The organism is Actinokineospora sp. UV203, assembly GCF_056323665.1.
The window spans coordinates 4,830,463-4,856,451 of sequence record NZ_CM150484.1 but is presented as its reverse complement, the minus strand read 5'-3'; the positions used below and the strand labels follow the sequence as shown (position 1 = coordinate 4,856,451).

Below are 25,989 nucleotides of genomic sequence, written 5' to 3'. Positions count from 1 at the left end.
AGTCAGCCTATCCGGCGGTCGGTCCAGTTTCCATGAGGTTCAAGGGTGGCCACCCGGCTGTCGTCAGGGCGGCGATCCAGGCGGATGAGGAGGTGGTCCTCCGACAGGCGCTCGGCGGCGCCTTCGCCCCATTCGATGACGACGACGGCGTCGACCAGCTCGGTGTCCAGGTCCAGATCGTCCAACTCGGTGAGGTCGCCGCCGAGGCGGTAGGCGTCGACGTGGACCAGCGGAATGCCTCGGTCGCCTGCCTGGTGTTCGCGGGCGATGATGAAGGTCGGGCTGCTGACCCGGCCGTGCACGCCGAGCCCGGCGGCTATCCCTTTGGCGACAACGGTTTTGCCCGCGCCCAACGGACCGGCGAGCAGGATCAGGTCGCCCGGGCGCACCATCTCGCCAAGTTTGCGGCCGAAGTCGAGGGTGTCCTCGACCTGGGGCAGTTCAATCGTCTCAGCCACGACGCCACCACTTCTTCCGCCCGCACGCACCACGCGCGCAGTCGCGCAACAGGTCGGCCAGGTGTTCGTTCACGAAATCGGGTTGTTCCAACATGACCATGTGCCCAGCGCCGCGGGCTCGGACCAGCACGGCGTCGGGCAGTTCTAACGCGATGCGTTCGGTGTGCTCGAACGGCGTCATCCGGTCCTCGTCGGCGCCGATCACCAACACCCGAGTGTGCTTCAACCCCGCCAAAGCCGCATACCTGTTGTGGCTGCCCAAAGTCTCGATGAAGTCGGCCAGCACCCGCACCGGCGTCACATTGAGCATGTCCATCAGGAAGTCGACCAGGCTGGGACTCACGCTGCGCGACCCGAAGGCGAGTCGGCGCACCGCCTGCCGGGTGAGCTGACCACCGCTCGCGCGCACGAGTTCGACCAGACCTGGCTGCCAGTCGGCGAAGCGGCCGACGTAGCGGGCCACCGGGTTGTGCTTCGACAGCAGCGGACGGGAGAGACCACTCTTGCCGACCTCGCCCGCGGACGTGCCGATGAGCGCGACGCCTTCGACCCGGTCGGCGAACAACTCCGGGTTCTGCTCGGCCAGCTCCATGATGGCCATGCCGCCCATCGAATGCCCCACGAGCACCAGCGGGCCGTCCGGCGCCATGGAACGGATGACGTCGTCGAGGTCGCGGCCGAGCCTCTCGATGGTGCTCGACGCCTCATCGGTCAGCGCGGAGCGGCCGTGGCTTCGGTGGTCGTAGAGCACTTGCCGCACACGGGGTTCGGTCATGGCGGCCAAGCCCTGGCGCTGGAAGTGCCAGCAGCGGCGGGAAAGGGCGAACCCGTGCACGAGGATGACTGTCAGTTCAGGCTTCCCGCCGTCGTCCGGGTCGACCTCTTCGACGGACAGCGCGCCGCCATCAGCGGCGGCGACGGTGCTGATCCGGTTGGGCGGCAGCGCCCCCAGCGCTTCACCCGCGTGCAGTTCCTCCGGCCTGCGGGCCCGGATGACGCCCGCCACGACGGCGCCGCCCGCGATGGCCATGCCGACCCCCGCGAGAACCCGATTTGTAACGCTCACGAGGACTCGCCCAGGTACGTGCGGGCCACGCGCGAGCGGTACATGCCGGTCACGATCTCGTAGTCGATCGTCCCGATGATGTCGGCCCACTCGCGGGCGGTGGGCTCGCCGCGGTCGCCGGTGCCGAACAGCACGACTTCGTCCCCCACAAGGACTTCGTCGTCGCCGCAGTCGACGATGATCTGGTCCATGCAGACCCGGCCGCGCACCGGACGACGCCTGCCGCCGAGGAACACGTCGAACCGGCCGGACAAGGACCGGGAGACGCCGTCGGCGTAGCCCACCGGAACCAGGGCCAGATTCGTTGCCCGGTCAGCGGTCCACGTGTGTCCATAGGAGACGGACTCGCCCGCGTCGATCCGTTTGGCGAGCACGACCGACGAGCGGAACGACATCGCCGGACGCAGGTCTTCGTGGTACGGCAACGGGTTGAGCCCGTACATGGCGATGCCCACGCGCACCATGTCGAAGTGCAGGTCCTTGCGGTCGAGGGTGGCCGCGGAGTTCGCCAGGTGCCTGCGCGGCGTCAGCCCGGCGTCGAGCGCGACCTGGTACGCCTCGGCGAACCGCTCCGCCTGGCGGTCGACCGAAGGGTGACCGGGTTCGTCGGCACACGCGAGGTGCGACCACACGGCGTACACCTCGTTGTCCGACGCGGCCGCGGCGGCGACCAGCTCGGGCCACGCCGAGCGCGGGCATCCGTTGCGGCTCAAGCCAGTGTCGATCTTGAGGTGGATCCGCCTGCCGGACAGACCGGACAACTGGTCCACAGAGGACACCGACAGGTCGACGTCGGGTGGAGCCTCGGCGCTCGGAACGTCGAGCCAGGCCAAGATCGGCTCGGTGATCCCGGCCGCGCGCAGCACCGCGGCCTCGTGCACGGACGCCACACCCAGCCAGGTCGCACCCGCCGAAAGGGCGGCGCGGGCGACCGGCACGGCGCCGTGGCCATAGCCGTCGGCCTTCACCACGGCCATGGTCTCCGCGCCCGCGGCGCGCGCGGAGAGCAGCGCGACGTTGTGCCGGATGTGGTCGAGATCGACCGTCACCTCGGCGCGCGGCTGGTCAGGCATGACGGAATCGTGACACACCGCGGATCGCGTCGGGCAGCGCGTCCACGATGGCCGACGCGGACGTGGGCGCCCCGGACGCGGCCAGCTCCCCCGCGCGCACGTGCACGAAGGCCGCGCACGCACCGGCGAGCCACGGTTGCAGGCCCGCCGCGAGCAAGGCGCCGCTGATTCCGGAAAGGACATCACCGGATCCGGCGGTGGCCAGCCAGTGCGACCGGGCGGCGTTCACCGCGACCCGCCCGTCGGGCGCGGCGATGACGGTGGCGTGCCCCTTGAGCAGCACAGTGGCGTTCAGCTTCGCCGCCAGCGCGCGGGCGGCGGCGGCCCGGTCGGCGCCGAGGTCGACACCGAGCGGTTCGGCGATGCGCGCGAACTCGCGGTCGTGCGGGGTGAGCAGCACCGGGACGTCCGGATCGCGGGCGTCCCAGAGCGAGGAGTGTTCGGCGAGCAAGGTGATGCCGTCGGCGTCCACGACGGTCGGCACCCCAGCGCCCAGGACCGTGGCCACGACATCACGCGAGGCTTTGCCGGTGCCCAGGCCCGGTCCGACGACCCACGCCTGCACCCGGCCCGCGTCCTCGACCGAGCCTGTCGCGACGACCTCGGGCCAGCGCTGCCGGACTTCGTCGGCGGCGGACCCGGCGTAGCGGGTCATGCCCGAGGTGGCCCGCACCGCGGCGCCGACCGACAGCACAGCCGCGCCCGGATAGGTCGCCGACCCAGCGGCGATCCCGACCACGCCCTGGGTGAACTTGTCGTCCGCCGGACCCGGCAGCGGCCACGCCCGGCCCACGTCCTGCGCGTCGAACACCTCGAAATCCGGGTCGGCCAGGTCGAGCCCGAGGTCGACGAAGTGCACCTCGCCGCAGCGCGGGCTCAGGAAGTGGACCGGCTTGAGCGCACCGAAAGTGACCGTGACCTGGGCGTCGACCGCAGGGCCGTCGACCGCGCCGGTGTCCGGGTCGACCCCGCTCGGGAGGTCCACCGCGAGGATCGGCGCCCGCACCCGCGACACCAGGGCGGCGGCGTCCGGCCGCAGCGAGCCGCGCGCGGACAGCCCGACGATCCCGTCGACCACCACGTGGGCGGAGTCGAGGTCCTCGGCGGTGCCGATCCGACCACCTGCCCACAGCAGCGCTTCCAGACCTTCGGCGTGCGCCCGCTCTGGCGCGAGGAGCACCGCCGTGACGCCCACGGAACGCTTGCGCAGGAACGCGCCCGCCCACAGCGCGTCGCCACCGTTGTTGCCCGCGCCGACCAGCAGCACGACCCGCCGACCGGCCACCCCGCCGGTCGTCGAGCGCAGCAGCCGAGTCGTGTGGAGCGCCACGCCATGGGCGGCGCGGCGCATGAGGGCGCCCTCCAGCGTCCGGGCGAGGACCTTGTCCTCAGCCTCCCGGACGCGCGCGGTGGTCCAGACGCCCCGCACGGCTATTCGACCGTCACGGACTTCGCCAGGTTGCGCGGCTTGTCGACGTCGTACCCGCGCGAGCGGGCGATCTCGGCGGCCAGCACCTGCAGCGGGACGGTCGACACCAGCGGCTGCAGCAGCGTCGGCACCGCGGGGATCTCGATCAGCTCGTCGGCGAACGGGCGGACCGTCTCGTCGCCCTCCTCGGCGATGACGATCGTGCGCGCGCCGCGGGCCTGGATCTCGCTGATGTTGGACACCAGCTTCGAGTGCAGCACCGCGCGGCCCTTGGGCGACGGCATGACCACGACGACCGGCAGGCCCTCCTCGATCAGCGCGATCGGGCCGTGCTTGAGCTCACCGGCGGCGAAGCCCTCGGCGTGCATGTACGCGAGTTCCTTGAGCTTGAGCGCGCCTTCGAGGGCCACCGGGTAGCCGACGTGGCGGCCGAGGAACAGCACCGCCTTGGCGTCCGACAGGTCCCGGCCGAGGGCACGGACCTGGTCGATCGTGCCGAGGACCCGGCGGACGGCCTCGGGCATCGCCTCCAGCTCGTGGAACTCGCGGGCGATCTCGTCGGGGTACTTGGTGCCGCGGGCCTGCGCCAAGGCCAAGCCGACCAGGTAGTTCGCCGCGATCTGGGCGAGGAACGCCTTGGTCGACGCGACCCCGATCTCTGGGCCCGCGTGGGTGTAGAGGACCGCGTCGGACTCGCGCGGGATCTGCGCGCCGTTGGTGTTGCACACCGCGAGCACGCGAGCCTTCTGCTCGCGCGCGTGGCGCACGGCCTCAAGGGTGTCGGCCGTCTCACCGGACTGGGAGACCGCCACGACCAGCGTGTCGCGGTCGAGCACCGGGTCGCGGTAGCGGAACTCCGAGGCCAGCTCGACCTCGACGGGCAGCCGGGTCCAGTGCTCGATGGCGTACTTGGCGACCAGGCCGGAGTGGTACGCCGAGCCGCAGGCCACGACGAAGACCTTGTCGACGTCGCGGAGGTCCTGCTCGGCGAGGCGCTGCTCGTCGAGCACGATCCGGCCGTCGACGAAGTGCCCGCGCAGCGTGTTCGCCAGCGCCTCGGGCTGCTCTTCGATCTCCTTGAGCATGAAGTACTCGTGGCCGCCCTTCTCGGCGGCGGAGAGGTCCCAGTCGACGGTGAACGGCTTGGCCGGGGCGGGCTCGCCGTGGAAGTCGAGGACCTCGTAGCCGTCGCGGGTGATCACCACGAGCTGGTCCTGGCCCAGCTCGACGGCCTCGCGGGTGTACTCGATGAACGCGGCGACGTCGGATGCGACAAACGTCTCACCGTCGCCGATGCCGACCACGAGCGGCGAGGACCGGCGCGCGGCGACGATCAGGTCCGGCTCGTCGACGTGGGTCACGACCAGCGTGAACGCACCCTCCAGGCGGGCGCAGACGGCCCGGACGCTGGCGGGCAGGTCACCGGCGGTCTCGCCCTCGGCGTACGCGCGGGCGACCAGGTGCGCGGCGGTCTCGGAGTCGGTGTCGCTGCTGAGCTCGACGCCTGCCGATTCCAGCTCACCGCGCAGGGCGACGAAGTTCTCGATGATGCCGTTGTGCACGACCGCGACCCGGCCGGTGGTGTCGCGGTGCGGGTGGGAGTTGCGGTCGATCGGGGCGCCGTGGGTGGCCCAGCGGGTGTGGCCCATGCCCGCGGTGCCCGCGAAGCCATCGCGGCCGACCTCGTCGAGCCGGGCCTCCAGGTTCGCGAGCCTGCCCGCCTTGCGCTCCACGGCCAGGTCAGCGCCGGTCAGGACGGCAATCCCGGCCGAGTCGTACCCGCGGTACTCCAGCCTGCGCAGCCCGCCGATGACGACGTCGAGTGCCTGCCGATGACCCACATATCCCACGATTCCGCACACGCGCACCAGGGTAGCCGGCACCGCCACACCCCGATGCCCGGCCACCGATAGGCTGCGCACATGGCACGCAAGGCCAAGCACCTGCTCGACGAGCTGTCGCGTCCCGGTCCCAACGAGGTCCTTCGCGGCGACCTCGCGCTGATCGGGATGCCCGGGCTGGTCTTCACGCCGAAATCGGGCCTTGGGCTGCCCGCCGTCGCGTTCGGCCACGGCTGGCTGCAGCCGCCCGACCGGTACCGCGGGCTGTTCCGCCACCTGGCGTCGTGGGGCATCGTCGTGGCCGCGCCCGGCACCCACACCGGACCGCTGGGCTCGCACCGGCTGCTCGCCTCCGATCTGCGCACCGCCCTCGACGTCTGCGTCGGCGTCCGACTGGGCGAGGGCGCGATCAGCGTCGACGGCGACAAGCTCGGCCTGGCAGGGCACTCGACCGGCGGCGGCTGCGCGGTCCTCGCCGCCGCGGACGACAACCGCGTGCGCGCGGTGGCCACCATGGCCGCGTCCCAGACCAAGCCGTTCGCCTCCGAGTCGGCCCGTTCCTGCGGCATGCCCGGTCTGCACCTGGCCGCGGGCTCCGACCGGGTCGCGCCGCCGGTGGGCAACTCCGAGCTGATCGCCCGGGCGTGGTCCGGTCCGGTACAGGTGCGGACACTGCCCAAGGCGACCCACCTCGGGTTCACCGAAGGCAGGCACTGGAGCGGCCTGCTCATCGACGGCAAGGCCCAGCACGCCACCCAGCGCCTGACCCGCGCGCTGCTCACCGCGTTCTTCCTCGTCCACCTCACCGGTGAGGCCGAGTACCTGCCGCTGGTCGAGGAAGACATCAAGGGCGCCGAGATCACCTTCGACGGTGATGACGATCTGGCCACCACCGCCTAGGTCCGGCCGCGACGGTCATCGGCGTGCTCTCGATCGCGATCGGGTTCGCCTGGCTGTTCTCGGTGTACCTGCGGCTCACCGGAATCGTGACGCTGCGGCGAACGACTGACCGCCTCAGATACGGGCAGCAGGGCTGGATAGGCTTCAGGACATGTCTTTCGGGCCAGGTCACCCGTCTCATCCTCAGCAGCAATATCCACCGCAAGGGATGCCGCCGGGCGCTCCGGTCCAGCCGCACTGGCGGCCGCCGCCCGGGGGCCTGCGTCGGCCGGGTCCGCCGCCGGTCCCCGGGCACGGCCTCGTCGTCGCCGCGGGTGTTCTGCTGATCCTGCAAACGGTGACGCATCTCGCCCTGGCCGTTTTCCTTGTCACCAATTACAAATCGGGCGTTGACGACGAGCGCTTCAGGGCATTCCTAGGCCTGGACTGGCGGTACGCGCTGCCCATCGCGGTGTGGATCATCCTGGGGATCGTGACCGCTTTCGCCTCGATGGCCGTCCTGCGGTTCCGCGGCAGGGCGTTCGGCATCGTGATGGGCATGTTCGGGTTGGCCACCGCCTTCCTCGGCGTGTTCGGCGTGGCCGCGGTGGTGTTGTTGGCGATGCCGACGGCGGCCGGAGCGATGCGGGCCCGCCGCCCCAACCCGGGACCTGGCACCGGGTTCGCACCGCGGGCGCCAGGTCAGCCCTGGCACTAGTTCTTGGTCATCCAGCTCACGGAGAACACCCCGGTGTCCGAGGAGTCGACCGGCTCGGGCCGAGCCTGCTTCGGCGGAACGGCGCGAACGGGCTTCTCCTGGACCTGCGGTTTGACCTGCTCGGCCCGCTGAACCTCTTCCTTCGCCGCGCGCTCGGCGACGTACTTCTCGTGCGCCGCCAGCTTCGCCTGGTAGGCGGCGCGGGAGGCGTCGAGGCGGTCGCCCAGGTCGGCGCGGATCTGCTGGAACGCCGCGCGGGCCGCGCGGACCGCCGGGTCCGTCTCGTCGATCACGGTCGCCTCCCTACTTCGCGCGTGCTGCCGGGTCTTCGCCGACGACGCCGTCGAAGCTCGCCATCGGGTCGCGGTCGTCGAACAGGGTGCCCGCCAACCGCCACTTGCTCGCCTTGCGCTCGTTGTCGCCGCCGCCCTGGCCACCACCCCCACCCATACCGCCGCCCATCGGCGCCCCGCCTGCGGGCGGAGCCCCACCCGCGGCGACGGCGCCGGCGGGAGCGCCTGCCTGCCGAGACTTCTCGGCGTCGTCGTCCGCCGGAGCCTGCGCGCCGGCGGAGATGCCCTCAGCAGGCGGTGTCGATGCCCCACCAGCCCCGCCGCCACCTCCACCGGAACCCGCGCTCCCGGTGCCCGGCTCGCCCGCAGGCCCTCCACCTTTGACCGCATCGGGCGCAGGCTGTGCGGCGGGCTCGGGTTGCATGCCCAGCACGTACTGCTTGCCATCGACATTGAGCCCGACGCGGCCTTCGCCATCCGGCTCGGTCACCTTGATCGCATGGCCCGCCTGGCGGATCGTCACGCTCTCCCCGGTGGACCCGCTTGCCCCGCTTCCCAAGCGGGCGAACGGATCGGCGTCCACCGCCCGCGCCAGGTCCCCCAACGTCAACCACGCCCGCGCGGTGGCTTCGTGCACATCGCGAAGGTTGCGCCGGAACTTGCCGACTATCGCGTCGTAGCGTGCGCAGAAGTCGTCGAGGTAGTTGATGACCTCGTTGCTGGGCCACGCCTCACCGACCTGCCCGGGAACGAGATTCAAGTCGCACACCCCCGGCGTCCGCAGCGCGTCGACGGGAAACGTTGTGCCCCAGAGCATTCCATTGTTCATGGCGTCGTCGAGACGCGCGATCTGCAGGGTGCGCTTGGCCGGGTCGTCGACCGTGATGTCCTTGGGCGAGACCGACTTCAGCTCATCGACCCACGCCCGTAGTCCCACCGCGGCAACACGCTGAGCGCCATCGAGCGCTGTGGCCAACCGCGTCAGGCCGTCCTGCCAGACCCGTACCGCGGCCAAGAACTTGTCGAGCCTCCCGCGAGCCATCTCGGCCGGACCGCCATGCAAATCATCGGACAGGCAGACGTCGCCGATCGCCGACGCGGCAGCGACGAGCCCGATCAGCCGCTGCCTGCCCGCATCGAGCCGACCGAAGTCAGCGCCACGCAAGTCTTGCAGCGCGCGCTCGTCGACCTGCGTGCCCCATGGGTGCTCATCCCACCCACCCCGTGCGGCCGGATGCGCACGCCAGCGGCCGAAGAGCGCACCACTGTTCCGAGTGGACAGCTGCGTGCACCACTCCAGGAGGCTGTCGTCGATCAACCTGGTCGAGTGGTCATCCGGATCCGGCGATTCCGGCGGCGTCAGCGCGGCGAGAATCGCGTCGGAAGTCGCGCTCACCGCAGATCACCGCCCGCACGGTTGAGAAGTGCGGCGGCCTCTTCGTCGGCTGCGACCACGTCTTTCACCGAGTCCTCCACCGCGCGCGCGATGTGTTCCACCATCGGGATCACACGCTGGAATGACGCGCGCAGTCCATCGCGGATTTGCGCGAATGCCGAGCCGGCACCCACTTGTTCGCCCAGCACGCCGAACATCGCGGGCGTGATGTCGTCCTCGTCCGCATACTGGCGCACAGCGTCCAAGGCGGCCTTGACCTCCACCAATTCCCTGGCGGCCGCCGCCACCGCCTCATGATCGACGCGGAGTTCACCTGACGACATGGCTCCCCCTGCTTGTCAGCGCCTGGTCAGCGAACCCAACTGTGTCCGGAGAAGTCATCGTCTTCGGGTACTTCGACCGGCGCCCGCCGCGGCGGCGCTGCGCGCACCGCTCGCGGCGCGACGGCGGGTGTCGACTCGACTTCGTCGTCTTCTACCCCGAAGGACAAGTACCGCTGCGGCGCGGGCTCTGGCTGCTGAACCGCGGGCGAGACCTGCTCGGATGGGGTGAACGCGGTCGGTGCGGTGGCCACCGGAGTGGGCGTGTTGCGCTTCTCGTGCTCCTGCGGGTCTTCCTCGCCGAAAGACAACACGGTCGGCTTGGACTCCCGTGTCCAGACGCTCGCCTTCGGCTCAGCCTGCTGAGCCTGCGCGAACTCCTGCTTAGCCGCCTCAATCGCGGCTTCGATCGCGGGCAGTTGCTCGGCCGCGATCCGATCGCGCTCAGCGGCTGCCGCGTCGTACTTGGTCAGGTCCTGCGCGAATTCCTCACCGATGTTGTTGACGCGGGCCGTGTACTGCGCGGTGATGTCTTCGTACTTGGAGAGGATCTCCCGTGTCTCCATGGTCATTTCGTCACTCATGGCATGCCCCCTTACCGTCCGCCATCAATAGCGCCGTCAACCCTGCCCTCAAGGATGGCGAAGTCGTCATCGAACAGCTGACCGGCGGTACGCCACTGAGAAGCACCGCGCTCCTGGTCGCCGGATCCTCCTCCGCCGCCACCCGCGCCGCCGCCACCCATTGGCATCCCGGCGCCCATCGCGCCGCCGGCACCAGCCTGCTGACCGTGGCCCGAATCCGACTGAGCGCTGGAGAGGCCTGCCTCTCCTCTTGCCGGGACGGACGCGGCTTCCGCGGGCGTCGACCCGGAGTGTGATTCAACGGGCTGATCGGCGCCGAATGCGCTGCCCGGTGCGCCCCATGTGTGCGATTCGCTGACGCTGGCGGCATGCGTGGCCTGCACCGGTTCACTGACCGGCCCGTTCGCGGGCACCGCCTGATCGGCCGGACCACCCGCGCCGAAGCCACCAACCCCCGCAGAGGATCCCGCGGACGACTGGTTCGCGGGAGCCGGGTCCGTGGGCGACGAGTTCGACGTAGTCGGGTCCGCCGAGAATTGAGCGCCCACACCAGCGGCAGGCTGCCCGACGGCAGGTGTCCCCTGACCTGGCGGCGCAGCGGCTCCGCCACTGGCACCGGGGCTTACCGCGGCACCGGCCACCGACCCAGTGCCGTCGGCAGCAGATGCTGTCGGGTCCTGATAGTCGATCGTGTAGGTGGTGGGGTTGCCGGTCCCGTCGTCGACGGTGACAAGGACAGTGTCCGGTGATCCGGCGGGGCGTTCGGCGGTGATCGTCACTGGACCGTCTTGGATGACGGCCTTGCCGTCAGGTCCAGCCTTCACATACTCGGCATCCGGTGTGCCACCGGGAACCTGGCCGTCCGGCCCGAATGCGGGAGTCCCGTCGACGGAGCCGGTGGCGGGATCGACGGTCGTACCGTCGCTGGGAAGTCCGACGCCCGCACCGAAGTCCAAATCGTAAGTCTTCGGGGTGCCTGATCCATCGTCGACGGAGACCTTCACATGGCCCTTGCCGTCCGGGCTGTCGACGGCGATGGTTCGCTCGCCGTCCTTGATCGTCACGGTCTCCGGACTGCCCGCTTCAGGGGCGGCGACCGAGGGATCGTCAGGTATGCCGTCCCCGTTAAGATCGGTGGGAGTGGTGGCATCCGGCAGCACCGGAGGCTCGGGCAGCTTAGGCGGCTCGGGGGGCTCCGGCATGACTGCCTGAGGAGGTTGCTGCGACCCGCTGCCACCCTGGTAACCGCCACCCTGGTTCCCGGTGCCGCCGGTGTCAGTACCACCGCTGTCCGTCGATTCGGGTTTCGCGGGACCGGCCAGCGCGAGCTTCCCGAACGGGTCGACCGTCATGGGCGTGCCCTTGTCGAGGTTGAACCACGCCTCTTTGACGGTGTTGATCGTCTCCTCGATCCGGCGCCGGAGATTGCCGATCGTGAGGTAGTAGCACTCGCAGAAATCGTCGAGTTCATTGCAGATCTCGTTCGACCACCGGTTGTTGCCGTCCGTGAGTTGGACCTCACCTGCCCATCGCATTGATTCGGGGTTTTGCATCACCTTTCCGAAGGTGACAGCCTCAGCGAGGTTTCCAGCGACATTCCAGCCGTGTTGGTCACACTCTTCATGGACATAGGGGCCGCCGCGATAGGTGCCCTTTCCCTCACCACCGAACTCCGAGCCGACGATGCGTTTCATTTCGTCCATGTAGGTGCTGTAGTCGCCGCGCGTCTCAGCACCATTCCCCTCGCCGCCGCCCAGCGAAGCGTGGCGGTCGATGATCGGCTTTCCGCCTACGTCGCTCTGCTCATAGAAGTGGCTTAGCTTCTCGATCGCCGTGCGGGTCGCGTTGCGTGCGCCGTCCATGTGATCGCGTAGCTGGCCCGCGACTGTGCCGAACTCGGCCGCGGCGCTCTTGAGCTCGCCGATCTTGTCGCCGGCGGCCAATCCTGCCTTGCTGTCCCACGCGGCATGCAGCTTGGTGACGACGTCGTCCGTGGCACTGGCGATGGCTGTGGCGGCTTGGGCCAAGTGGTCCATCCGACCTCGGGCGCCCCACATCATGCCCCAGTTGATGATCTTCAACTGATACAGACCGCCGGACGCGTCGGTCTTCTCCTGCCAACCGTCGCCATAGACGGGCTGGGACCCCCACTTGCTCTTGTTCGCGGGCAGGCAGGCCGGGTGGTTGCGCCACTTGTCATACAGGAAGCCGAGGTTCTGCTTCCCCATCATGGTGGCCTGCTCGTCCAACCGACGCAGCATCGCTTCGGAATGGTCGTCCGGGTGCACGTCCGAAGGAATCCGGAGCGAACGACGGATCTCGGAGATGAACGGATTTTCGACCATGATCAGGCTCCCCCAGCCTTGTTGAGGCCCCACGTGTTCTCGACGTCGGTGTTCTTAGTGGCCTTCGCGGAGGAGGTAAGCCGCTGGGATGCCTCGCCGCAGAATTGCTGAGCTTTGGTGACCGAGGCGCCAAGCTCTTGGGCCAGGCGGTTGAACGTGGCAAATGCCTGCGCTCCATCCGGGGTCCCGCCGAAGTGTTCGGCCTTGAGCCCGTCGCCGACCGCGTAGCGCTGCACTTCCTGCAAGGCTAAGGCGAGATTCGACATATCAACGGCCAGAGCCTCCACGGCCTCGTGGTCCATCTGCATTTTCTCGTCCCGCGCCACTGCTCCCCCTTGCTTTCCCCACGATGCTTCACGATTTCGACGCACGAGCCCGGCTTGTGGTGCCGTCGCGTACGCAAAGAGAATGTACCGAGTCCGTCGGACAGGCACTGTGGACATGGTGATACCGGCCGATCAGGCCACGAAGATCACCTATGCGGTGGCGAGCCCCACTGGTCTGGAGGCGGTGGCTGATACCGCTGTCCCGGGAATTGCTGCGGGTATCCCTGCTGCTGCTGCTGCTGCTGCTGCGGATAACCCGGCTGGGGATATGGCGGCTTCGGCGGGTAGCCGGGGGTCTGCCTGGTCTTGGTCTTGCTGTTCGAGGTGATGACGATCGGCACCACGATCGGTGAGACGGTCAGGATGACGGTCAGGATGATGAGCAGGGTGATCGCGGACATGTGCCCAGTGTCGCAGTGGGTCAGCGGCGTGCGGCGCGACGGGCGGCAATTATCCCGCCCACGATGAAGATCGCGAGCACGATCAGGATCAGCGCTTCGCTCAGGCCCAGGCTCATGGGCTCAGACTACGTCGGCGACGACCTTGGACAGGCGCTCGGCCGCGGACTGGGCGGACTCGTGGGTGGGGGCTTCCACCATCACCCGGACGAGCTGCTCGGTGCCCGACGGGCGCAGGAGGACTCGGCCGGTGTCGCCGAGTTCGGCTTCCACCGCCGCGACTGCCTCGCTGACCTGTGCGGACGCGGCGACCGTTGCCCTGTCGGCGACCTTGACGTTGATCAGGACCTGGGGTAGCTGGGTCATCACGCCCGCCAGTTCGGCGAGTGACTTACCGGTGGCGGCGACCCTGGCCATGAGGCGCATGGCGGTCAGGAGGCCGTCGCCGGTGGTGGCGTAGCCGGGAAGGAGGACGTGGCCGGACTGCTCGCCGCCGAGGGAGTAGCCGCCGTTGCGGATCTCCTCTAGGACGTAGCGGTCGCCGACCGCCGTGGTGCGCAGGGCGATGCCCGCGTCGCGCATCGCCAGGTGGAGGCCGAGGTTGCTCATGACCGTGATTACAAGGGTGTCCTCGACCAGTTCGCCCGCGTCCTTCATGGCCAAGGCGAGGACGGCCATGATGTGGTCGCCGTCGATGACGTTGCCCGCGCTGTCCACGGCGAGGCAGCGGTCGGCGTCGCCGTCGTGGGCGATGCCCAGGTCGGCGCCTTCGGCTAGGACGGCCTCGCGGAGCTGGTCTAGGTGGGTGGAGCCGCAGCCGTCGTTGATGTTCTCGCCGTCGGGCAAGGCGTGGATGGCGATGACCTCGGCGCCCGCCTCACGGTAGGCCTGCGGGGCCGCGGCCCAGGCCGCGCCGTTCGCGCAGTCGACGACGACCCGCAGGCCGTCGAGGCGGTTCGGGATGGACTTGAGCAGGTGGGCGACGTAGCGGTCGTGCGCGTCGGCGATGTCGTAGACGCGGCCGACGCCCGCGCCGGTCGGGCGGGGAGCGGTGCTGTTCAGGCCCGCTTCGATCTCGTCCTCGATGGCGTCGGCGAGCTTGTGCCCGCCCGCGGCGAAGAGCTTGATGCCGTTGTCCGGCATCGGGTTGTGCGAGGCGGAGATCATCACGCCCAGGTCGGCCCCGAGTTCGGCGACCAGGTGGGCCACGCCGGGGGTGGGCAGCACGCCGACCTGCATGACGTCGGCGCCCGCCGAAGCGAGGCCCGCGCATACGGCGGCCTGCAGCATCTCACCGCTGGCGCGCGGATCGCGGCCGACGACGGCCACCGGTCGGTGGGAGCGGTCGCGCTCCGCGAGGACCCGGGCGGCGGACGCGGCGATGGCGAGCGCCAGCTCCGGGGTCAGGTCGGAGTTCGCGAGCCCACGCACCCCATCGGTACCGAACAGCCGTGCCATGTCGGAGAACCTCCGCTGCGCTGGGGAGAGGAAGAAAGCGGTGAAAAGACCGGCGGGAGCAGCATCGAACGTGCTGCTCCCGCCGGGTCGTGCGTGTGGCTGACGCGCAGGGTCAGCGCTTGCTGTACTGAGGCGCCTTGCGGGCCTTCTTCAGACCGTACTTCTTACGCTCCTTGGCCCGCGGGTCACGGGTCAGGAAGCCGGCCTTCTTCAGGGGCGGGCGGTCCTCGCTGTCCAGCTCGATCAGCGCGCGCGCGATCGCGAGGCGCAGCGCACCGGCCTGGCCGGTGATGCCGCCGCCGTGCAGGTTGGCGCGGATGTCGAAGGACTCGGGCTTCTCGACAAGCACCAGGGGCTCGCGGATGAGCTGCTGGTGGACCTTGTTCGGGAAATACTCCTCAAGGGTCTTGCCGTTGAGGAGGAACTTGCCGGTGCCCGGGGTGAACCGGACGCGGACGATGGCCTGCTTGCGGCGGCCGACCGTCTGCGCGGTCTCCGAGGTCAGGTGCGGGATCGCCGGAGCGTCCGCGGCCTCATCGGTGGCCTCTTCAGCGACAGGAGCCTCTTCGGCGACGGGGGCCTCGTCGGCGACAACGGGGGCTTCCTCGTCAGCGACGGTCTCGTCAGCAGGGGCCTCGTCAGCGGGGGCCTCGGCCTCGACGGCCTCGGTCTCCGCTGCCTCGGTCTCGACGGCCGCGGGGGCTTCGTCGGTCTCGACGGCCTCGTCGGTCTCGGGGGTCACGGCGTCCTCACTCACTTGACGACCTTCGCAATCTCAAACGGCTTGGGCAGCTGGGCGGCGTGCGGGTGATCAGGGCCTGCGTAGACCTTGAGCTTCTTACCCTGGGCGCGGCCGAGCTTGGTCTTCGGCAGCATGCCCTTGACGACCTTTTCCAGCAGCCGGTCGGGGCGAGTGTCGATCAGTTCACCGAACGACTGCTTGCGCAGACCGCCCGGGTAACCGCTGTGTCGGTAAGCGAACGCCTGGTCCCGCTTGTTGCCGGTCAGGAGGACCTTCTCGGCGTTCACGATGACGACGAAGTCGCCAGTGTCCATGTGGGGGGCGAACGTGGGCTTGTGCTTGCCTCGCAGGAGCGTGGCAACATGCGTCGCGAGACGGCCGAGCACCACGTCCTCGGCATCGATCACGTGCCAGGCGCGGTCGACCTCGCCGGGCTTAGGGCTGTACGTGGGCACGGGTCTACCTCATCGTCAACTTGCGTCATGGGTGTGCGTGCGGGCCTCACCTCTGGATGGGGTCACCCAGAGGCGCGCAACGCGGCTCGACTCGCGTTCGACCAGTCGAGCAATGCGCCCCGCGCCGCACAACAAAGTAAGAAGATACCGGGTGGCCCACCGAAGGGTCAAAACGGGTCCCCCGACCAGGCTCCGACATGGCGATTGCCACGGATTGTGACCAGACTGCGACCCGGGTTTCGCCCTGACGCGCTGACCCATTTCGACCGGCTCCGGCGTCGGCTTGCCCAAGAGTTGGGCATCGACCCGGGTAAACCGCTGCGCGACCTCCACCAGCGGATCCTTCTGGACAACGCGGCCGACTCGACGCAGGTCCGGCCGCTGCTGCCGGGACCGGGCAGCGTCGTGATCGTCACCAGCCGGGCCCGGCTGCGCGGGCTCGTGGTCCGGGAGGGCGCCCGCCAGTTGCGACTGGACCGGATGCCGGCCGGGTCGCCGAGGCGCCGACCGAGGCCAGGGAAATTCTCGAGGTCTGCGCGCGGTTGCCGCTCGCGATCCGTTCGACTTGGAGGACGACGACGACAGCGACCTTCGCTCGGTGTTCCTGCACTCGTACAAGGCACTGGGCGAGTTGGCGGCCAGGCACCTGATCGAACAACCCGATCCCGGCAGATACCAATTCCACGACCTCATGCGGGATTTCGCGCGCACTCTGGCCCGGGAAACCGATTCACCGGACGCGATCCAGGTATCCACGCGACGCCTGCTCGGGTATTATCTGCGACGCCTTGCTCGACTATGTCATGCGTTTCCCGATGGCGGTGTTCGATTACATGGTCGCCAGGGCGCACGAATCCGCGGAGTGGATCAAGCTGCATGAGCACGCGCGGCTCGCCGCCGTCAAAGTCGGTGTGGCGAAGCATGACAAAGCAATCCTCTGTCTCGAGGACATGCTGCGGACCGCACGCGCGGAAAACCCAGACGTTCCGGGAATCGCTCGCGCTGAACAACCTCGCGGTGGCACACCTTCGCGCGGGCGACACCGACCGCTGCCTCGACTACAGCACCGCACTGCTGACCAAATGGACTACGCCAACGCGCTGGAACAAGCGCGCGCCGCCTTTCCGCTCGCTGTCGAGACCGGAAGCTCAAGGCAAGCGTGGCCGCGTACGAACGCGCTCTCGCGGCTTACCGTGAACTAGACATCACGTACCTGTTAGGCGCCATGCTGCTCGAACTTGGCGATGTCCACGAACGCCTTGGGGACAGCGGGCGGGCGGGCGCATGCCGGCAGGACGCGCTGACCATCTTCGACCGACACTTCTGACAGAAGAAACCCGAGTGGGGCCCAGGAGTTGCCTCCGGGCCCCACTCGGGTGGTGTAGCACTAACTCAGCGAAGCGGGATCAGCCCCACTTGGCGGCGTTGGCCTTCTCGGTGGCCTCGTAGTTGTCACCGGACTGCTGCACGGCCGAACCGATCGAGGCGAGGACCTGACGCAGGTCGTCCTGCGCGCGGTTCCACTCCTGCTGCTTGGCGTGCCAGGCCTCCTTGGCGGCACCTTCGTAGCCTGCCTCAAGCGGCGCGAGGCGCTGCTTCAGTTCGCCGAGCAGGGTCTCGAGCTTCCCGGCGGACGAGGACAGGGCCTGGGAGGCGTTGGCCACCTCCGCGAAGTTGACCTTGATGATGTCGTTAGGCATTGCGATGCTCCCTTGGAATCAAGTCTTGGTTAAGCGGAACGAAGCTGAGAAACGAAGAGCGGAGCAGGTCAGCCGCCGAGGACGTTCGAGATGTTGGACATCGACTGCGCGGCCTCTTCTTCCTGGCGGACGTAGGCCTCGTTCGACGACTTGAGCTGCTCGGAGATGCCCTGCAGGGCGTCCGACAGCTTCGCGGCGTCGTCGTCGAAGCGCTGCATCAGCGTCTGGAACGCGGTGGCGGCGGTGCCGGACCAGTTGTCGCGCAGCGGGTCGAGGGCGCTGCGGAGGCTGGACAGCACGCCGCGCGACTCCTCGTTCACGTTGTCGACGTCGACCGCGGCCTTGGCCATCTCTTCGGGCGAAATTCCGTAACCGGCCATTGGGAAGTACCCCCTGGTTAGTAGTTGGTCGTACATGTTCTTCGTTCGTACAACCCTTACGACGGAACCCTGCCAGGTTCGGTTCCGACTCGGTGCCGGGATCAGTCAGGTAGTTGCTCTAGTGAACGCTGTTTCCAGAAACCCACAGGTCACAGCGGGTTTCACCATCGCGAACGCACCCGAACGTGGTTCACAATGGCGAATTCGGGCCTGATTCGAGACCCCACGGAGCTTTCAGCGAAGGTTTTCCGAGGCGAACTCAGCCGCGGAAAAGCACGGAGTGCTGGGAGAAGTCATCGTCATCGTCATCGTCGCCGCCCGGGCGGTCCGGGCGCTTGGCGGGCTCGGCCGGTTCCGCGACGAGGTCGGCGGTGGGCGGGAACTCCGTGACCGGGAGTCCTTGTGCGCGGCGCCATTCCTCGGCAGCCGCGCGGCGGTCCTCGTCGGTCAGTTCGGCCGGGTCCACCTTGGACTTGCCGATCCGCTTCGCCAGTTCGTCGTTCTCGGCGCGGAAGGTCGCGGACTGGTCGCGGGCCTCGGCGGCGGCGCGCCGGGAGCGGGTGACCGCGGCGGCGAGGTCGGCCCGGTAGCGGGCGACCGCCTCGGCGAATCCCTGGTTCTGACCGGTCATCTCCACCTCATCCCTCGATGGCCATCGTGCGGACCACCGATTCGCACGCCTCACGCACCTTGTCGCGGCCGCTCTCGGTGTACTGGCAGCCGACGCTCACTTGCGACTTGCCCTGGAACAGTACGTACCAGTCGACAGTCGCCTCTTTCCGGTCGAGCCGCTCGCGGTAGCTGACGACCTCCCGGCCGCCGAAAGTGACCTTCTCGGTGAAGTCCGAGAACTCGTCGCCGCCGGACTCGAAGTCGCTGCGGAGCTTGTCGACGGCTCGCGCGCGGTCGGTGTCGCTGTCGAAGACGAGCCGCTTCTCCTCGACGAGCACGAGGTCGTCGCCCTTCTCGGCGCCCACCGGTTTGATCTCGGTGCGCAGCAGGCCGGGGTTGCCGCCGGTCTGGGTCCAGCCGTCCGGCCGGGTGAAGCGGTATTCGTACTGCGCGATGACCGGGCCTGCTTCGGCGGGCGGGGTCTCGCGGCCGAGGAGCACCACCATGGTCACCGCGACGGCGGCGACCACGACGACCGCGGCACCGACGAGCAGGGCGGTGCGTCGCGGCTTCGGCGGCGGAGGCGCGGGCAGCGGCAGCGGTCCGGAGGGCGGGCCCATCGGCCGGGGCGGAAGCGGCGGGCGGTGCGCGATCGGCATCGTCGGCTCGGCGGCGAGGACGCCGCCCGCGGACACGGTTCGGCCCGGATGCGCGGCCATGGCGCCGGTGTGGTCCGGTTCGACGGCCACCGCCCGCAGCGCGCCGCGGGCGACCACGGTCTCGGGCTGGTCGAGCGTCACCGGGACCATGCCGGTCCGCTCGGCGACAAGGCGGGCGACCAGCGGGATCCGGCTGGAACCGCCGACCAGGAAGATGCCCGAGAGCTGTTGCGGCGCCAGACCCGCCTCGCGGATGGTGGTCAGCGTCAGGTCGACCGCCCGGCCGACCGGGACGCCGATCAGCCGTTCGAGGTCGTTCCTGGTGACGTGCGCGTCGGGGAACGGCGACGGCAGCGGAACGTCGGTGTACGGGTGGCGGGACAAGGTTTCCTTAGCGCCGCGGATGTCCTGGCGCAGCACGCGCCTGCGCCTGCGGTCGGCCAGGTCGCGGCCTTCCACGAGCGCCCGCCAGGCGTCCGGGTCGCCCGTGGAGACCATGTCGCCGACGTAGCCGAGGAGTAGTTCGTCGATGTCGGCGCCGCCGAAGTGCGGGTCGCCCCTGGTCGCGAGGACCGTGTACGCGGGCGGCAGCCCCGGGCGGGCGGCCCGGCTGGTGCGCACGACGCTGACGTCGACCGTGCCGCCACCGAGGTCGAGGACGGCGAGGGTGCGGCCCTGCGGACCGGTTGGCGCCGGATAGCTCGCCGAGTGGAAGACCGCGGCCGCGACCGGTTCGGGCACCAGCACGGTCCGCTCGGCTAGACCGGCGGCGGCCTGGCGGAGAACCTGGGTGCGGACGCCGCCCCAGTCGGCGGGGTGGGTGAGGACCAACTGCGCGACCTGCACGCCACCGGCGACCCGGCGGGCCTCGCTGACCGCCCGGCCGAGCACGGCCCGAAACACCGAGCCGACAGGCAGCACGGTGTCGCCGAGCAGCAGTTCCTTCTCGTCGATCCGCCGCTTGGGATGCGGCTCGTAGCGCGAGGGGTCGAGCGCGGCTTGGCGGTCGGCTTCCTGACCGACGAAAAGAGTTCCGTCCGGCGCGGCGTAGACCGACGACGACAGCAGCGGCTGCCCGTCGACCACGACGACCTGGGGCTCCCGACCGTGCACGGACACCGCGACACACGTGCTCGACGTCCCAAAGTCGACCGCGACGCGCAGTGCCACTTCTTCGCCCCTCGACCCGCCTGATGCTGCCCTGAGTCACCCTACGTGATCGGCGACAAAGACAATCCGATCACTCCGGCGGGATCCAAGCCACGTGCATCAACGCCTGGCCGACCTTGCGGCTGACCAGCGTGCCGCGGCCCGGCGGCATCGCCGACGGCTTGACCGTGCCGAGGAGCGCGCCCTCGTCCTTGCTGCCGCTCATCACGATGCCGGGGCTCGCGATCTCACGCAGCTTGCCGAGGATCGGGTCGAACATCGCCCGGCTGGCACCGCCGGAACGGCGGGCGGCGATCACGTGCAGGCCGACGTCCTTGGCCTGCGGCAGGAACTCCGCGATCGGCTGCAGCGGGTTGTTGCCCTGTGGGGCCACGAGGTCGTAGTCGTCGACGATGACGAACAGCTCGGGGCCCTTCCACCACGACCGGTTTCGGAGCTGATCCTGCGTGACATCCGGTCCCGGCAGACGCTTGAGCATCGACCCGCGGACATCCTTGACCATGTCGCCGAGCTGGTTGGACGAGACCGCGTAGCCCAGCAGGTGGTTGGTGTCGATGAACCCCAGCATCGTGCGCCGGTAGTCCACCAGCAGGATGACCGCTTCCTGCGGGGTGTAGCGGTCCATGATGCCGCGCACGATCGTGCGGATCAGGTTCGTCTTGCCCGACTCGCCTTCGGCGAAGGCCATGAAGTGCGGCTCGGCGTCGAAGTCGAGGTACACCGGGGCCAGGTCGTTCTCGTCGATGCCGATCGGCACCAGCTTCGAGTCGCGGCGGGTGTCCTGGGTGAGCAGGTCCTCGTAGCTGATGACCTCGGGCAGCAGCCGCACCTTGGGGGCGCCGCGGCCGCGCCAGGCGCCCTTGATCTTGGCGACCGCGTCCTGGACGCCGGTCGCGACGTCGTCGGCGTTGCTTGAGCCGTCGATGCGGGGCAAGCCGGTCAGGAAGTGCAGCTTGTCGCGGGAGAGGCCGCGGCCCGGTCGCCCGGCGGGGATGTTGACCGCCACCCGACGGTCCACATCGGACTCACTCGGGTCACCGAGGCGCAGTTCGAACCGGGTGCCGAGCAGGTCCTTGAGCGCGGGCCGGATCTCGGCCCACCGGTTGGCCGCCACGATGACGTGGATGCCGAAGGACAGACCCTGCGCGGCGAGGTTGACGACCTGCGACTCCAGCGACTCGAACTCCTGGCGGAAGTTGAGCCAGCCGTCGACGATCAGGAACACGTCGCCGAACAAGTCTTCCTGGATCTCCCCACGCCGCTTGCGGTTGCGGAAGTCGGTCATCGAGTCGATGCCGAGGTCGCGGAAGCGCTGCTCCCGCTCGCCGATCAGGCTGCTGACCTCGGCGACCATCCGGCGCGCCTTGTCCGGGTCGATACGGCCCGCGACACCACCGACGTGCGGCAGCCCGTCGAGCGTGCCCATCGTGCCGCCACCGAGGTCGAGCACGTAGAACTGGACTTCCTCGGCGGTGTGCGTCAGCGCCATCGACATGATGAGCGTTCGCAGCATCATCGACTTGCCGGACTGCGGGCCGCCCGCGATCGCCGCGTGGCCCGCGGCGCCGGAGAAGTCGGCCCAGAGCAGGTCGCGCCGCTGCTCGAACGGCTTGTCGATGATGCCCAGCGGAACCTGGAGCCTGCCGTTGCCGTAGAAGCCGACCGGGGACAGACCGCGGTCCTCGGTGGGCTGCAGCGGCGGGAAAAGCGTGTCGAGCGAGTTGGGCTCGTTGAGCGGGGGCAGCCACACCTCGTGCGCGGGCGGGCCCTGCCCGACGAGCCTGCCGACGATGACGTCGAGCTCGCTGGCCTCGGTGCCGCCCTCGGGCTTCTTCTCCTCGACGACCGGAACCAGCGGCTTCTCGGGCTCCTTGGGGATTTCGACGTAGTCGGGCACGAAGAGCTTCGCGCGCCGGTCGCCGGACACGGCGGCCGCGGGACCCGCGACCTGCATGCCCGCCGGGCGGTACGGCCCGGAGACATAGGCGGCCTTGAACCGGACCATCGTGCTGGTGTCGAACTTCAGGTAGCCGGAGCCCGGGATCGACGGGAGTTCGAACGCGTCCGGCACACCGATCGCGGCGCGCGACTCGGCGGCGGAGAACGTCTTGAGACCGATCCGGTAGGACAGGTGCGAGTCGAGCCCGCGCAGCTTGCCCTCTTCGAGCCGCTGCGAGGCGAGCAGCATGTGCATCTGCAGCGACCGGCCCAGGCGGCCGACGGCGACGAACAGGTCGATGAAGTCCGGCTTGGCGGCGAGGAGTTCGGAGAACTCGTCGACGACGATGAACAGCGCGGGCAGCGGGTCGAGGTCGGCGCCGTTCTCCCGGGCCTTCTCGTACTCCCACACGTTCTTGAAGTTGCCGCCGTTCTTGAGCGCCTCTTGGCGGCGGTTCATCTCGCCCGCGAGGGCGTCCTTCATGCGGTCGACCAGCGTCAGGTCACCCTGCAGGTTGGTGATCGTCGCGGCGACGTGCGGCGCGGCGTCGAGGCCGAGGAAGGTCGCGCCACCCTTGAAGTCGACGAGGATGAAGTTCAGTGTCGTCGACGAGTGCGTGGCCAGCATGCCGAGCACCAGGGTGCGGAGGAACTCGGACTTGCCGGAACCGGTGGCGCCGATGCACAGGCCGTGCGGGCCCATGCCCTCCATGGCCGATTCCTTGATGTCGAGTTCGACGAACTGGCCGAACTCGCCGATGCCGAACGGCACCCGGTAGCGGTCGCGGACCGGCCGCGGCCGCCACGCCTGCTGGACGTCGAACGTCATCGGGTCGCCTGGGATGCCGAGCAGTTCGAGCAGCGTCGGGTTGGCGTTGAGCGGCTCGTCGTCGCCGGAGTCGGACGCGCCCACACCGAGCCGGTAGGGCGAGAGCTTGCGGGCCAGAGCCTCGGCCTCGGCCGCGCTGAGCGTGTCGGGGTTGGCGAACCACTCGACGCCGCTGGCGCTGCGCGCGCCGAGCCGCTCTTCCTCCACGACCAGGCGCAGACCACGCCGCGCGGTCAGGTTGCCGAGGCTGTCGGAGAGGTCCATCAGCGTGACGCCGACCAGCCCCTCCTCGAGGATGATCTGCTCTTCGCGGGTGACCTCGCCGTCGTCGATGACGATCACGATGTGCGGCTGGTCGGGCTGCGGCGGGGCGTTGCGGGTGAACCGCTGCCGGTCGCGCAGCTCCTCGTCGAGCCACTCCTCGATCTGGGCGAGCGACCCGGCCATCATCCGCAGCTGGCCGATGCCGTCGGCCATGGTGGGGTGCTGCACGTGGGGCAGCCACTTCGCCCATTCCCACTCCTGCTTGGCCTTGCCCGCGGTGACGACCGCGACGAGCACGTCCTCAGGGGTGTGGAAGGTGACCAGCTGGGCGATCAGCGCCCGGGCCAGGCCGCGGGTGAGCTCGCGGTCGCCGGTCAGGCCGACGGCGGCGAACCCGCGGATGGCGACCTGGATGGGCAGCTCGGGGACGATCGAGTGCGCGCGCACGAACCGGCGCAGCGCGAGCGTGGCGATCGGCTCCAGTTCGTCGACCGGACCGGTCTGCGGCGGGACGAGCCGGGTGGCCAGGCGCTGCGAGCCGCGGCCCGCACGCAAGTGGCAGAAGTCGGGGTCGGCCTGGCGGCGCTCCCACATCCGCCTGCTGGTCGCGATCGACCACAGGGCCTGCGGGTCGGGGTGGGTCCACTCCAGGGAGGCGCGCTGGTCGAGCGAGGCCTCGCGGGCCCGGTCGCGCATCTGGCCGAGGTAGCGCAGGTAGTCCTTGCGGTCCTCGTTCATCTCGGCCTTCTTCTGGCCGCCGCCCTTGCCCCCCATGCCGCCTGCCATCATGCCCACGGTCGACATCAGGAACATGCCGCCGAACAGCAATGAGCTGGGATTCCTCCCGCCCATCGTGAACATGAAGACCATCATTCCGACGGACGCCACGATCATGACCGCCGGCAGCATCTTCATGACGATGCTGCCGGGAATGACCCTGGGCACCTCGGGTGGCGGCTCCAGGTGAACCTCACCGCCCGGCTGGCGGGGCGCGGCAAGGCGGGGCGAACGCTTGAACTGCAGCGTGCTCACCGGTCGGACACCTCTTTTATCTCGACAGCTGCTGGGGAGAACCTACCGAACCGCATGGTCACCGACGGCCGGATCGATCGATTGCCGTGCCTTGCCCACGGTGAGCGCCACTGCTCGACACGCTTTCTCGGAACCGCCGTACTCGCCGATCCCGGTGCGGCCATACTAGGGGCGGTCCCGGCACGGCCGGGACCCTTCGCGCATACCTGTGGATAACTCAAAGGGGGCAGGCGTGGCAACCGGGACGACCGTGTTCAGCCGGGTGACGGTGGTGGCGCCCAGAACACGCATCGACGTGGCGCTGCCGGCGGACGTGTCCGTCGCGGACCTGCTGCCCATGTTGTTGGAGATGGCCAAAGAGACCACTCCCGACGGCGGCGCGCGCCACGGCGGCTGGTGTCTGGCCAAGCTCGGCGACAACCCGCTCGACCCGAGCCGCACGCTCGGCTCGCTCGGCATCGTCGACGGCGACATGCTGCAGCTGCGCAAACGCGCCGAGAACCCGCCGCCCGCGCTCTACGACGATGTCGTCGACGCGATCGCGGAGTCCACGCCGGACAGCTACCGGCCGTGGACCAAGGAGACCGCCAACCGGATCGGGCACATCGCGGGCTCGCTCGCGCTGATCGCCGGTGCGCTGGCGGTGTTCATGGCGGGCCCGATGTGGGGCGGCGGCAACGTCGGCCCGGCGATCACCGCCGGTGTGGCCGCGGTCGTCGCGGTCGCGCTCGGCGCGACCATCGCGCGGGCATACCAGGCGCAGTCGACCGGTGTGCTGATCGCGGCGGCGGGCGGGCTGCCGATGGCGTTCGCGAGCGGCCTGTCGATCGTGCCGGGCCAGCCCGGGCGGGCCAGTCTGCTGCTCGCCTGCGCCCTGGTGCTGATCGTCGCGTCGGCCTCGATCATGCTGATCGGCGCGGGCATCACGACGTTCGTGGCCGCGGGCACCGCCGCCACCCTCGGGGTGGTCGCGTTCGGCGTCGCGACGCTCATCGCCCACCCGGCGCACGGCATCGCCGCGGGCGCCGTCGCGGTCGCGCTCGGCGCGCTGTCGGTGCTGCCCCGGCTGACGATCCAACTCGCCCGGCTGCCGCTGCCGAACGTTCCGGGCAGTGCCGAGGACCTCAAGGAAGACACCGGGTTCCCCGACTACCGCTCGATCGAGCGGCGCGCGGGCCTGGCGCACGAGTACATGACCGGCATGATCATCGGCTGCGGTCTCACCGCGGCCATCGGCGCCGTGGTGGCGGCCGCTTCCCCGGGCATCTGGGGTGTGATCCTCGGCGTCGTGGCGACCGTGGTGCTGCTGCTGCGTGCCCGCACGTACGCCAACGGCAGCCAGGCGGTGGCGCTGCTGGCGTCGGGCCTGATCAGCGCGTCGGGCATCCTGCTGGGCTGGATGCTCACCGCGGACCCGTTCTCCCGGCTGCTGTGGGTCTTCGGCGTCCTGGCGATCCTCGGCGCCGCGGCGCTGGTGCTCGGCGTGGTCTTCCCGAACCAGCGCTTCTCGCCGCCGCTGCGGCGCACCGTCGAGATCGTCGAGGCCATCTGCATCGCGTCGGTGCTGCCCATCGCCCTGGCCGTGATGGACCTGTACAGCACGCTGCGCCAGGTCTCGTTCTAG

At 69.6% G+C, this 25,989-nt stretch carries 24 protein-coding genes and 1 pseudogene; 5 read left to right on the top strand and 20 right to left on the bottom strand.

Features of this window, described 5'->3' with window-relative positions; all coding sequences use genetic code 11:
- Positions 1 to 2: 2 nt before the first annotated feature.
- Genes tsaE through glmS form a run of 5 tightly spaced genes read right to left on the bottom strand, consistent with a single transcriptional unit; the run spans position 3 to position 5,888 of the window.
- The gene (tsaE, locus tag ACUZ2Y_RS23375) at positions 3 to 458 is read right to left on the bottom strand and encodes a tRNA (adenosine(37)-N6)-threonylcarbamoyltransferase complex ATPase subunit type 1 TsaE (protein WP_091382552.1); all 456 of its coding nucleotides are present in this window, start codon (positions 456 to 458) and stop codon (positions 3 to 5) included.
- Positions 451 to 1,524 carry an alpha/beta fold hydrolase gene (locus ACUZ2Y_RS23370; RefSeq protein WP_476322306.1) on the bottom strand — a complete coding sequence of 358 codons (1,074 nt, stop codon included), beginning with the start codon at positions 1,522 to 1,524 and terminating at the stop codon, positions 451 to 453. Before ACUZ2Y_RS23370 ends, tsaE begins: the two co-directional genes overlap by 8 nt.
- Positions 1,521 to 2,597 carry an alanine racemase gene (gene alr, locus ACUZ2Y_RS23365; protein ID WP_476322303.1) on the bottom strand — a complete coding sequence of 359 codons (1,077 nt, stop codon included), beginning with the start codon at positions 2,595 to 2,597 and terminating at the stop codon, positions 1,521 to 1,523. The genes ACUZ2Y_RS23370 and alr overlap by 4 nt, the downstream gene beginning before the upstream one ends.
- Positions 2,590 to 4,026, bottom strand: a complete 1,437-nt coding sequence (locus tag ACUZ2Y_RS23360) for an NAD(P)H-hydrate dehydratase (RefSeq protein WP_476322300.1) — start codon at positions 4,024 to 4,026, stop codon at positions 2,590 to 2,592. Before ACUZ2Y_RS23360 ends, alr begins: the two co-directional genes overlap by 8 nt.
- A gap of 2 nt (positions 4,027 to 4,028) precedes the next feature.
- A complete protein-coding gene (gene glmS, locus ACUZ2Y_RS23355; protein WP_476322297.1) occupies positions 4,029 to 5,888 on the bottom strand; it encodes a glutamine--fructose-6-phosphate transaminase (isomerizing) in 1,860 nt (619 codons plus the stop codon).
- A 60-nt stretch (positions 5,889 to 5,948) separates the two neighbouring features.
- Between glmS and ACUZ2Y_RS23350 the strand changes: the two genes are divergently transcribed.
- Complete coding sequence (locus ACUZ2Y_RS23350; RefSeq protein ID WP_476322294.1) at positions 5,949 to 6,767, top strand: dienelactone hydrolase family protein; 819 nt, start codon at positions 5,949 to 5,951, stop codon at positions 6,765 to 6,767.
- A 208-nt stretch (positions 6,768 to 6,975) separates the two neighbouring features.
- A complete protein-coding gene (locus ACUZ2Y_RS23345) occupies positions 6,976 to 7,464 on the top strand; it encodes a hypothetical protein (RefSeq protein ID WP_476322291.1) in 489 nt (162 codons plus the stop codon).
- On the opposite strand, the gene ACUZ2Y_RS23340 is transcribed toward ACUZ2Y_RS23345, so the two are convergent.
- The 10 genes from ACUZ2Y_RS23340 to rplM form a co-directional block, all read right to left on the bottom strand.
- Positions 7,461 to 7,757, bottom strand: coding sequence for a hypothetical protein (locus ACUZ2Y_RS23340; RefSeq protein WP_476322288.1), 297 nt, complete (start codon positions 7,755 to 7,757; stop codon positions 7,461 to 7,463). The two genes, ACUZ2Y_RS23345 and ACUZ2Y_RS23340, sit on opposite strands and share 4 nt — an antisense overlap.
- A gap of 10 nt (positions 7,758 to 7,767) precedes the next feature.
- Positions 7,768 to 9,153, bottom strand: coding sequence for a hypothetical protein (locus tag ACUZ2Y_RS23335; protein WP_476322286.1), 1,386 nt, complete (start codon positions 9,151 to 9,153; stop codon positions 7,768 to 7,770).
- The gene (locus ACUZ2Y_RS23330; RefSeq protein WP_476322283.1) at positions 9,150 to 9,476 is read right to left on the bottom strand and encodes a hypothetical protein; all 327 of its coding nucleotides are present in this window, start codon (positions 9,474 to 9,476) and stop codon (positions 9,150 to 9,152) included. Before ACUZ2Y_RS23330 ends, ACUZ2Y_RS23335 begins: the two co-directional genes overlap by 4 nt.
- Before the next feature lie 26 nt (positions 9,477 to 9,502).
- Positions 9,503 to 10,057, bottom strand: a complete 555-nt coding sequence (locus ACUZ2Y_RS23325; RefSeq protein ID WP_476322280.1) for a hypothetical protein — start codon at positions 10,055 to 10,057, stop codon at positions 9,503 to 9,505.
- An 11-nt stretch (positions 10,058 to 10,068) separates the two neighbouring features.
- Positions 10,069 to 12,402, bottom strand: a complete 2,334-nt coding sequence (locus ACUZ2Y_RS23320; RefSeq protein WP_476322277.1) for a hypothetical protein — start codon at positions 12,400 to 12,402, stop codon at positions 10,069 to 10,071.
- 2 nt (positions 12,403 to 12,404) lie between these two features.
- Positions 12,405 to 12,728 carry a hypothetical protein gene (locus ACUZ2Y_RS23315; protein ID WP_476322274.1) on the bottom strand — a complete coding sequence of 108 codons (324 nt, stop codon included), beginning with the start codon at positions 12,726 to 12,728 and terminating at the stop codon, positions 12,405 to 12,407.
- Positions 12,729 to 12,874: 146 nt separating this feature from the next.
- Positions 12,875 to 13,129, bottom strand: a complete 255-nt coding sequence (locus ACUZ2Y_RS23310; protein ID WP_476322271.1) for a hypothetical protein — start codon at positions 13,127 to 13,129, stop codon at positions 12,875 to 12,877.
- 120 nt (positions 13,130 to 13,249) lie between these two features.
- Positions 13,250 to 14,584 (bottom strand): phosphoglucosamine mutase, encoded by a 1,335-nt coding sequence (glmM, locus tag ACUZ2Y_RS23305; protein WP_476322268.1) that lies wholly within the window; start codon positions 14,582 to 14,584, stop codon positions 13,250 to 13,252.
- A gap of 112 nt (positions 14,585 to 14,696) precedes the next feature.
- Entirely contained in the window at positions 14,697 to 15,326 is a 630-nt protein-coding gene (gene rpsI, locus ACUZ2Y_RS23300) for a 30S ribosomal protein S9 (protein ID WP_476332026.1), read from the bottom strand.
- A gap of 11 nt (positions 15,327 to 15,337) precedes the next feature.
- Positions 15,338 to 15,781 (bottom strand): 50S ribosomal protein L13, encoded by a 444-nt coding sequence (gene rplM, locus ACUZ2Y_RS23295; RefSeq protein WP_091382579.1) that lies wholly within the window; start codon positions 15,779 to 15,781, stop codon positions 15,338 to 15,340.
- On the opposite strand from rplM, the pseudogene ACUZ2Y_RS23290 reads away from it, so the two are divergent.
- Positions 15,689 to 16,072, top strand: a pseudogene (locus ACUZ2Y_RS23290) (hypothetical protein); the annotation flags it as partial. The gene rplM and the pseudogene ACUZ2Y_RS23290 sit on opposite strands and share 93 nt — an antisense overlap.
- A gap of 497 nt (positions 16,073 to 16,569) precedes the next feature.
- A complete protein-coding gene (locus ACUZ2Y_RS23285; RefSeq protein WP_476332152.1) occupies positions 16,570 to 16,983 on the top strand; it encodes a hypothetical protein in 414 nt (137 codons plus the stop codon).
- A 204-nt stretch (positions 16,984 to 17,187) separates the two neighbouring features.
- Here the strand turns inward: ACUZ2Y_RS23285 and ACUZ2Y_RS23280 are convergent, their stop codons facing one another.
- From ACUZ2Y_RS23280 to eccCa, 5 genes are all read right to left on the bottom strand, one after another.
- Entirely contained in the window at positions 17,188 to 17,481 is a 294-nt protein-coding gene (locus ACUZ2Y_RS23280) for a WXG100 family type VII secretion target (protein ID WP_476322264.1), read from the bottom strand.
- Positions 17,482 to 17,549: 68 nt separating this feature from the next.
- A complete protein-coding gene (locus ACUZ2Y_RS23275; protein ID WP_476322261.1) occupies positions 17,550 to 17,861 on the bottom strand; it encodes a WXG100 family type VII secretion target in 312 nt (103 codons plus the stop codon).
- 259 nt (positions 17,862 to 18,120) lie between these two features.
- Complete coding sequence (locus tag ACUZ2Y_RS23270; RefSeq protein ID WP_476322258.1) at positions 18,121 to 18,492, bottom strand: hypothetical protein; 372 nt, start codon at positions 18,490 to 18,492, stop codon at positions 18,121 to 18,123.
- 7 nt (positions 18,493 to 18,499) lie between these two features.
- Positions 18,500 to 20,302 carry a type VII secretion-associated protein gene (locus ACUZ2Y_RS23265; RefSeq protein ID WP_476322255.1) on the bottom strand — a complete coding sequence of 601 codons (1,803 nt, stop codon included), beginning with the start codon at positions 20,300 to 20,302 and terminating at the stop codon, positions 18,500 to 18,502.
- A 70-nt stretch (positions 20,303 to 20,372) separates the two neighbouring features.
- Positions 20,373 to 24,365 carry a type VII secretion protein EccCa gene (eccCa, locus tag ACUZ2Y_RS23260; RefSeq protein WP_476322252.1) on the bottom strand — a complete coding sequence of 1,331 codons (3,993 nt, stop codon included), beginning with the start codon at positions 24,363 to 24,365 and terminating at the stop codon, positions 20,373 to 20,375.
- Between the two features lie 232 nt (positions 24,366 to 24,597).
- Here eccCa and eccD point away from each other — a divergent pair, with 232 nt between their 5' ends.
- Positions 24,598 to 25,989 (top strand): type VII secretion integral membrane protein EccD, encoded by a 1,392-nt coding sequence (gene eccD, locus ACUZ2Y_RS23255; RefSeq protein ID WP_476322249.1) that lies wholly within the window; start codon positions 24,598 to 24,600, stop codon positions 25,987 to 25,989.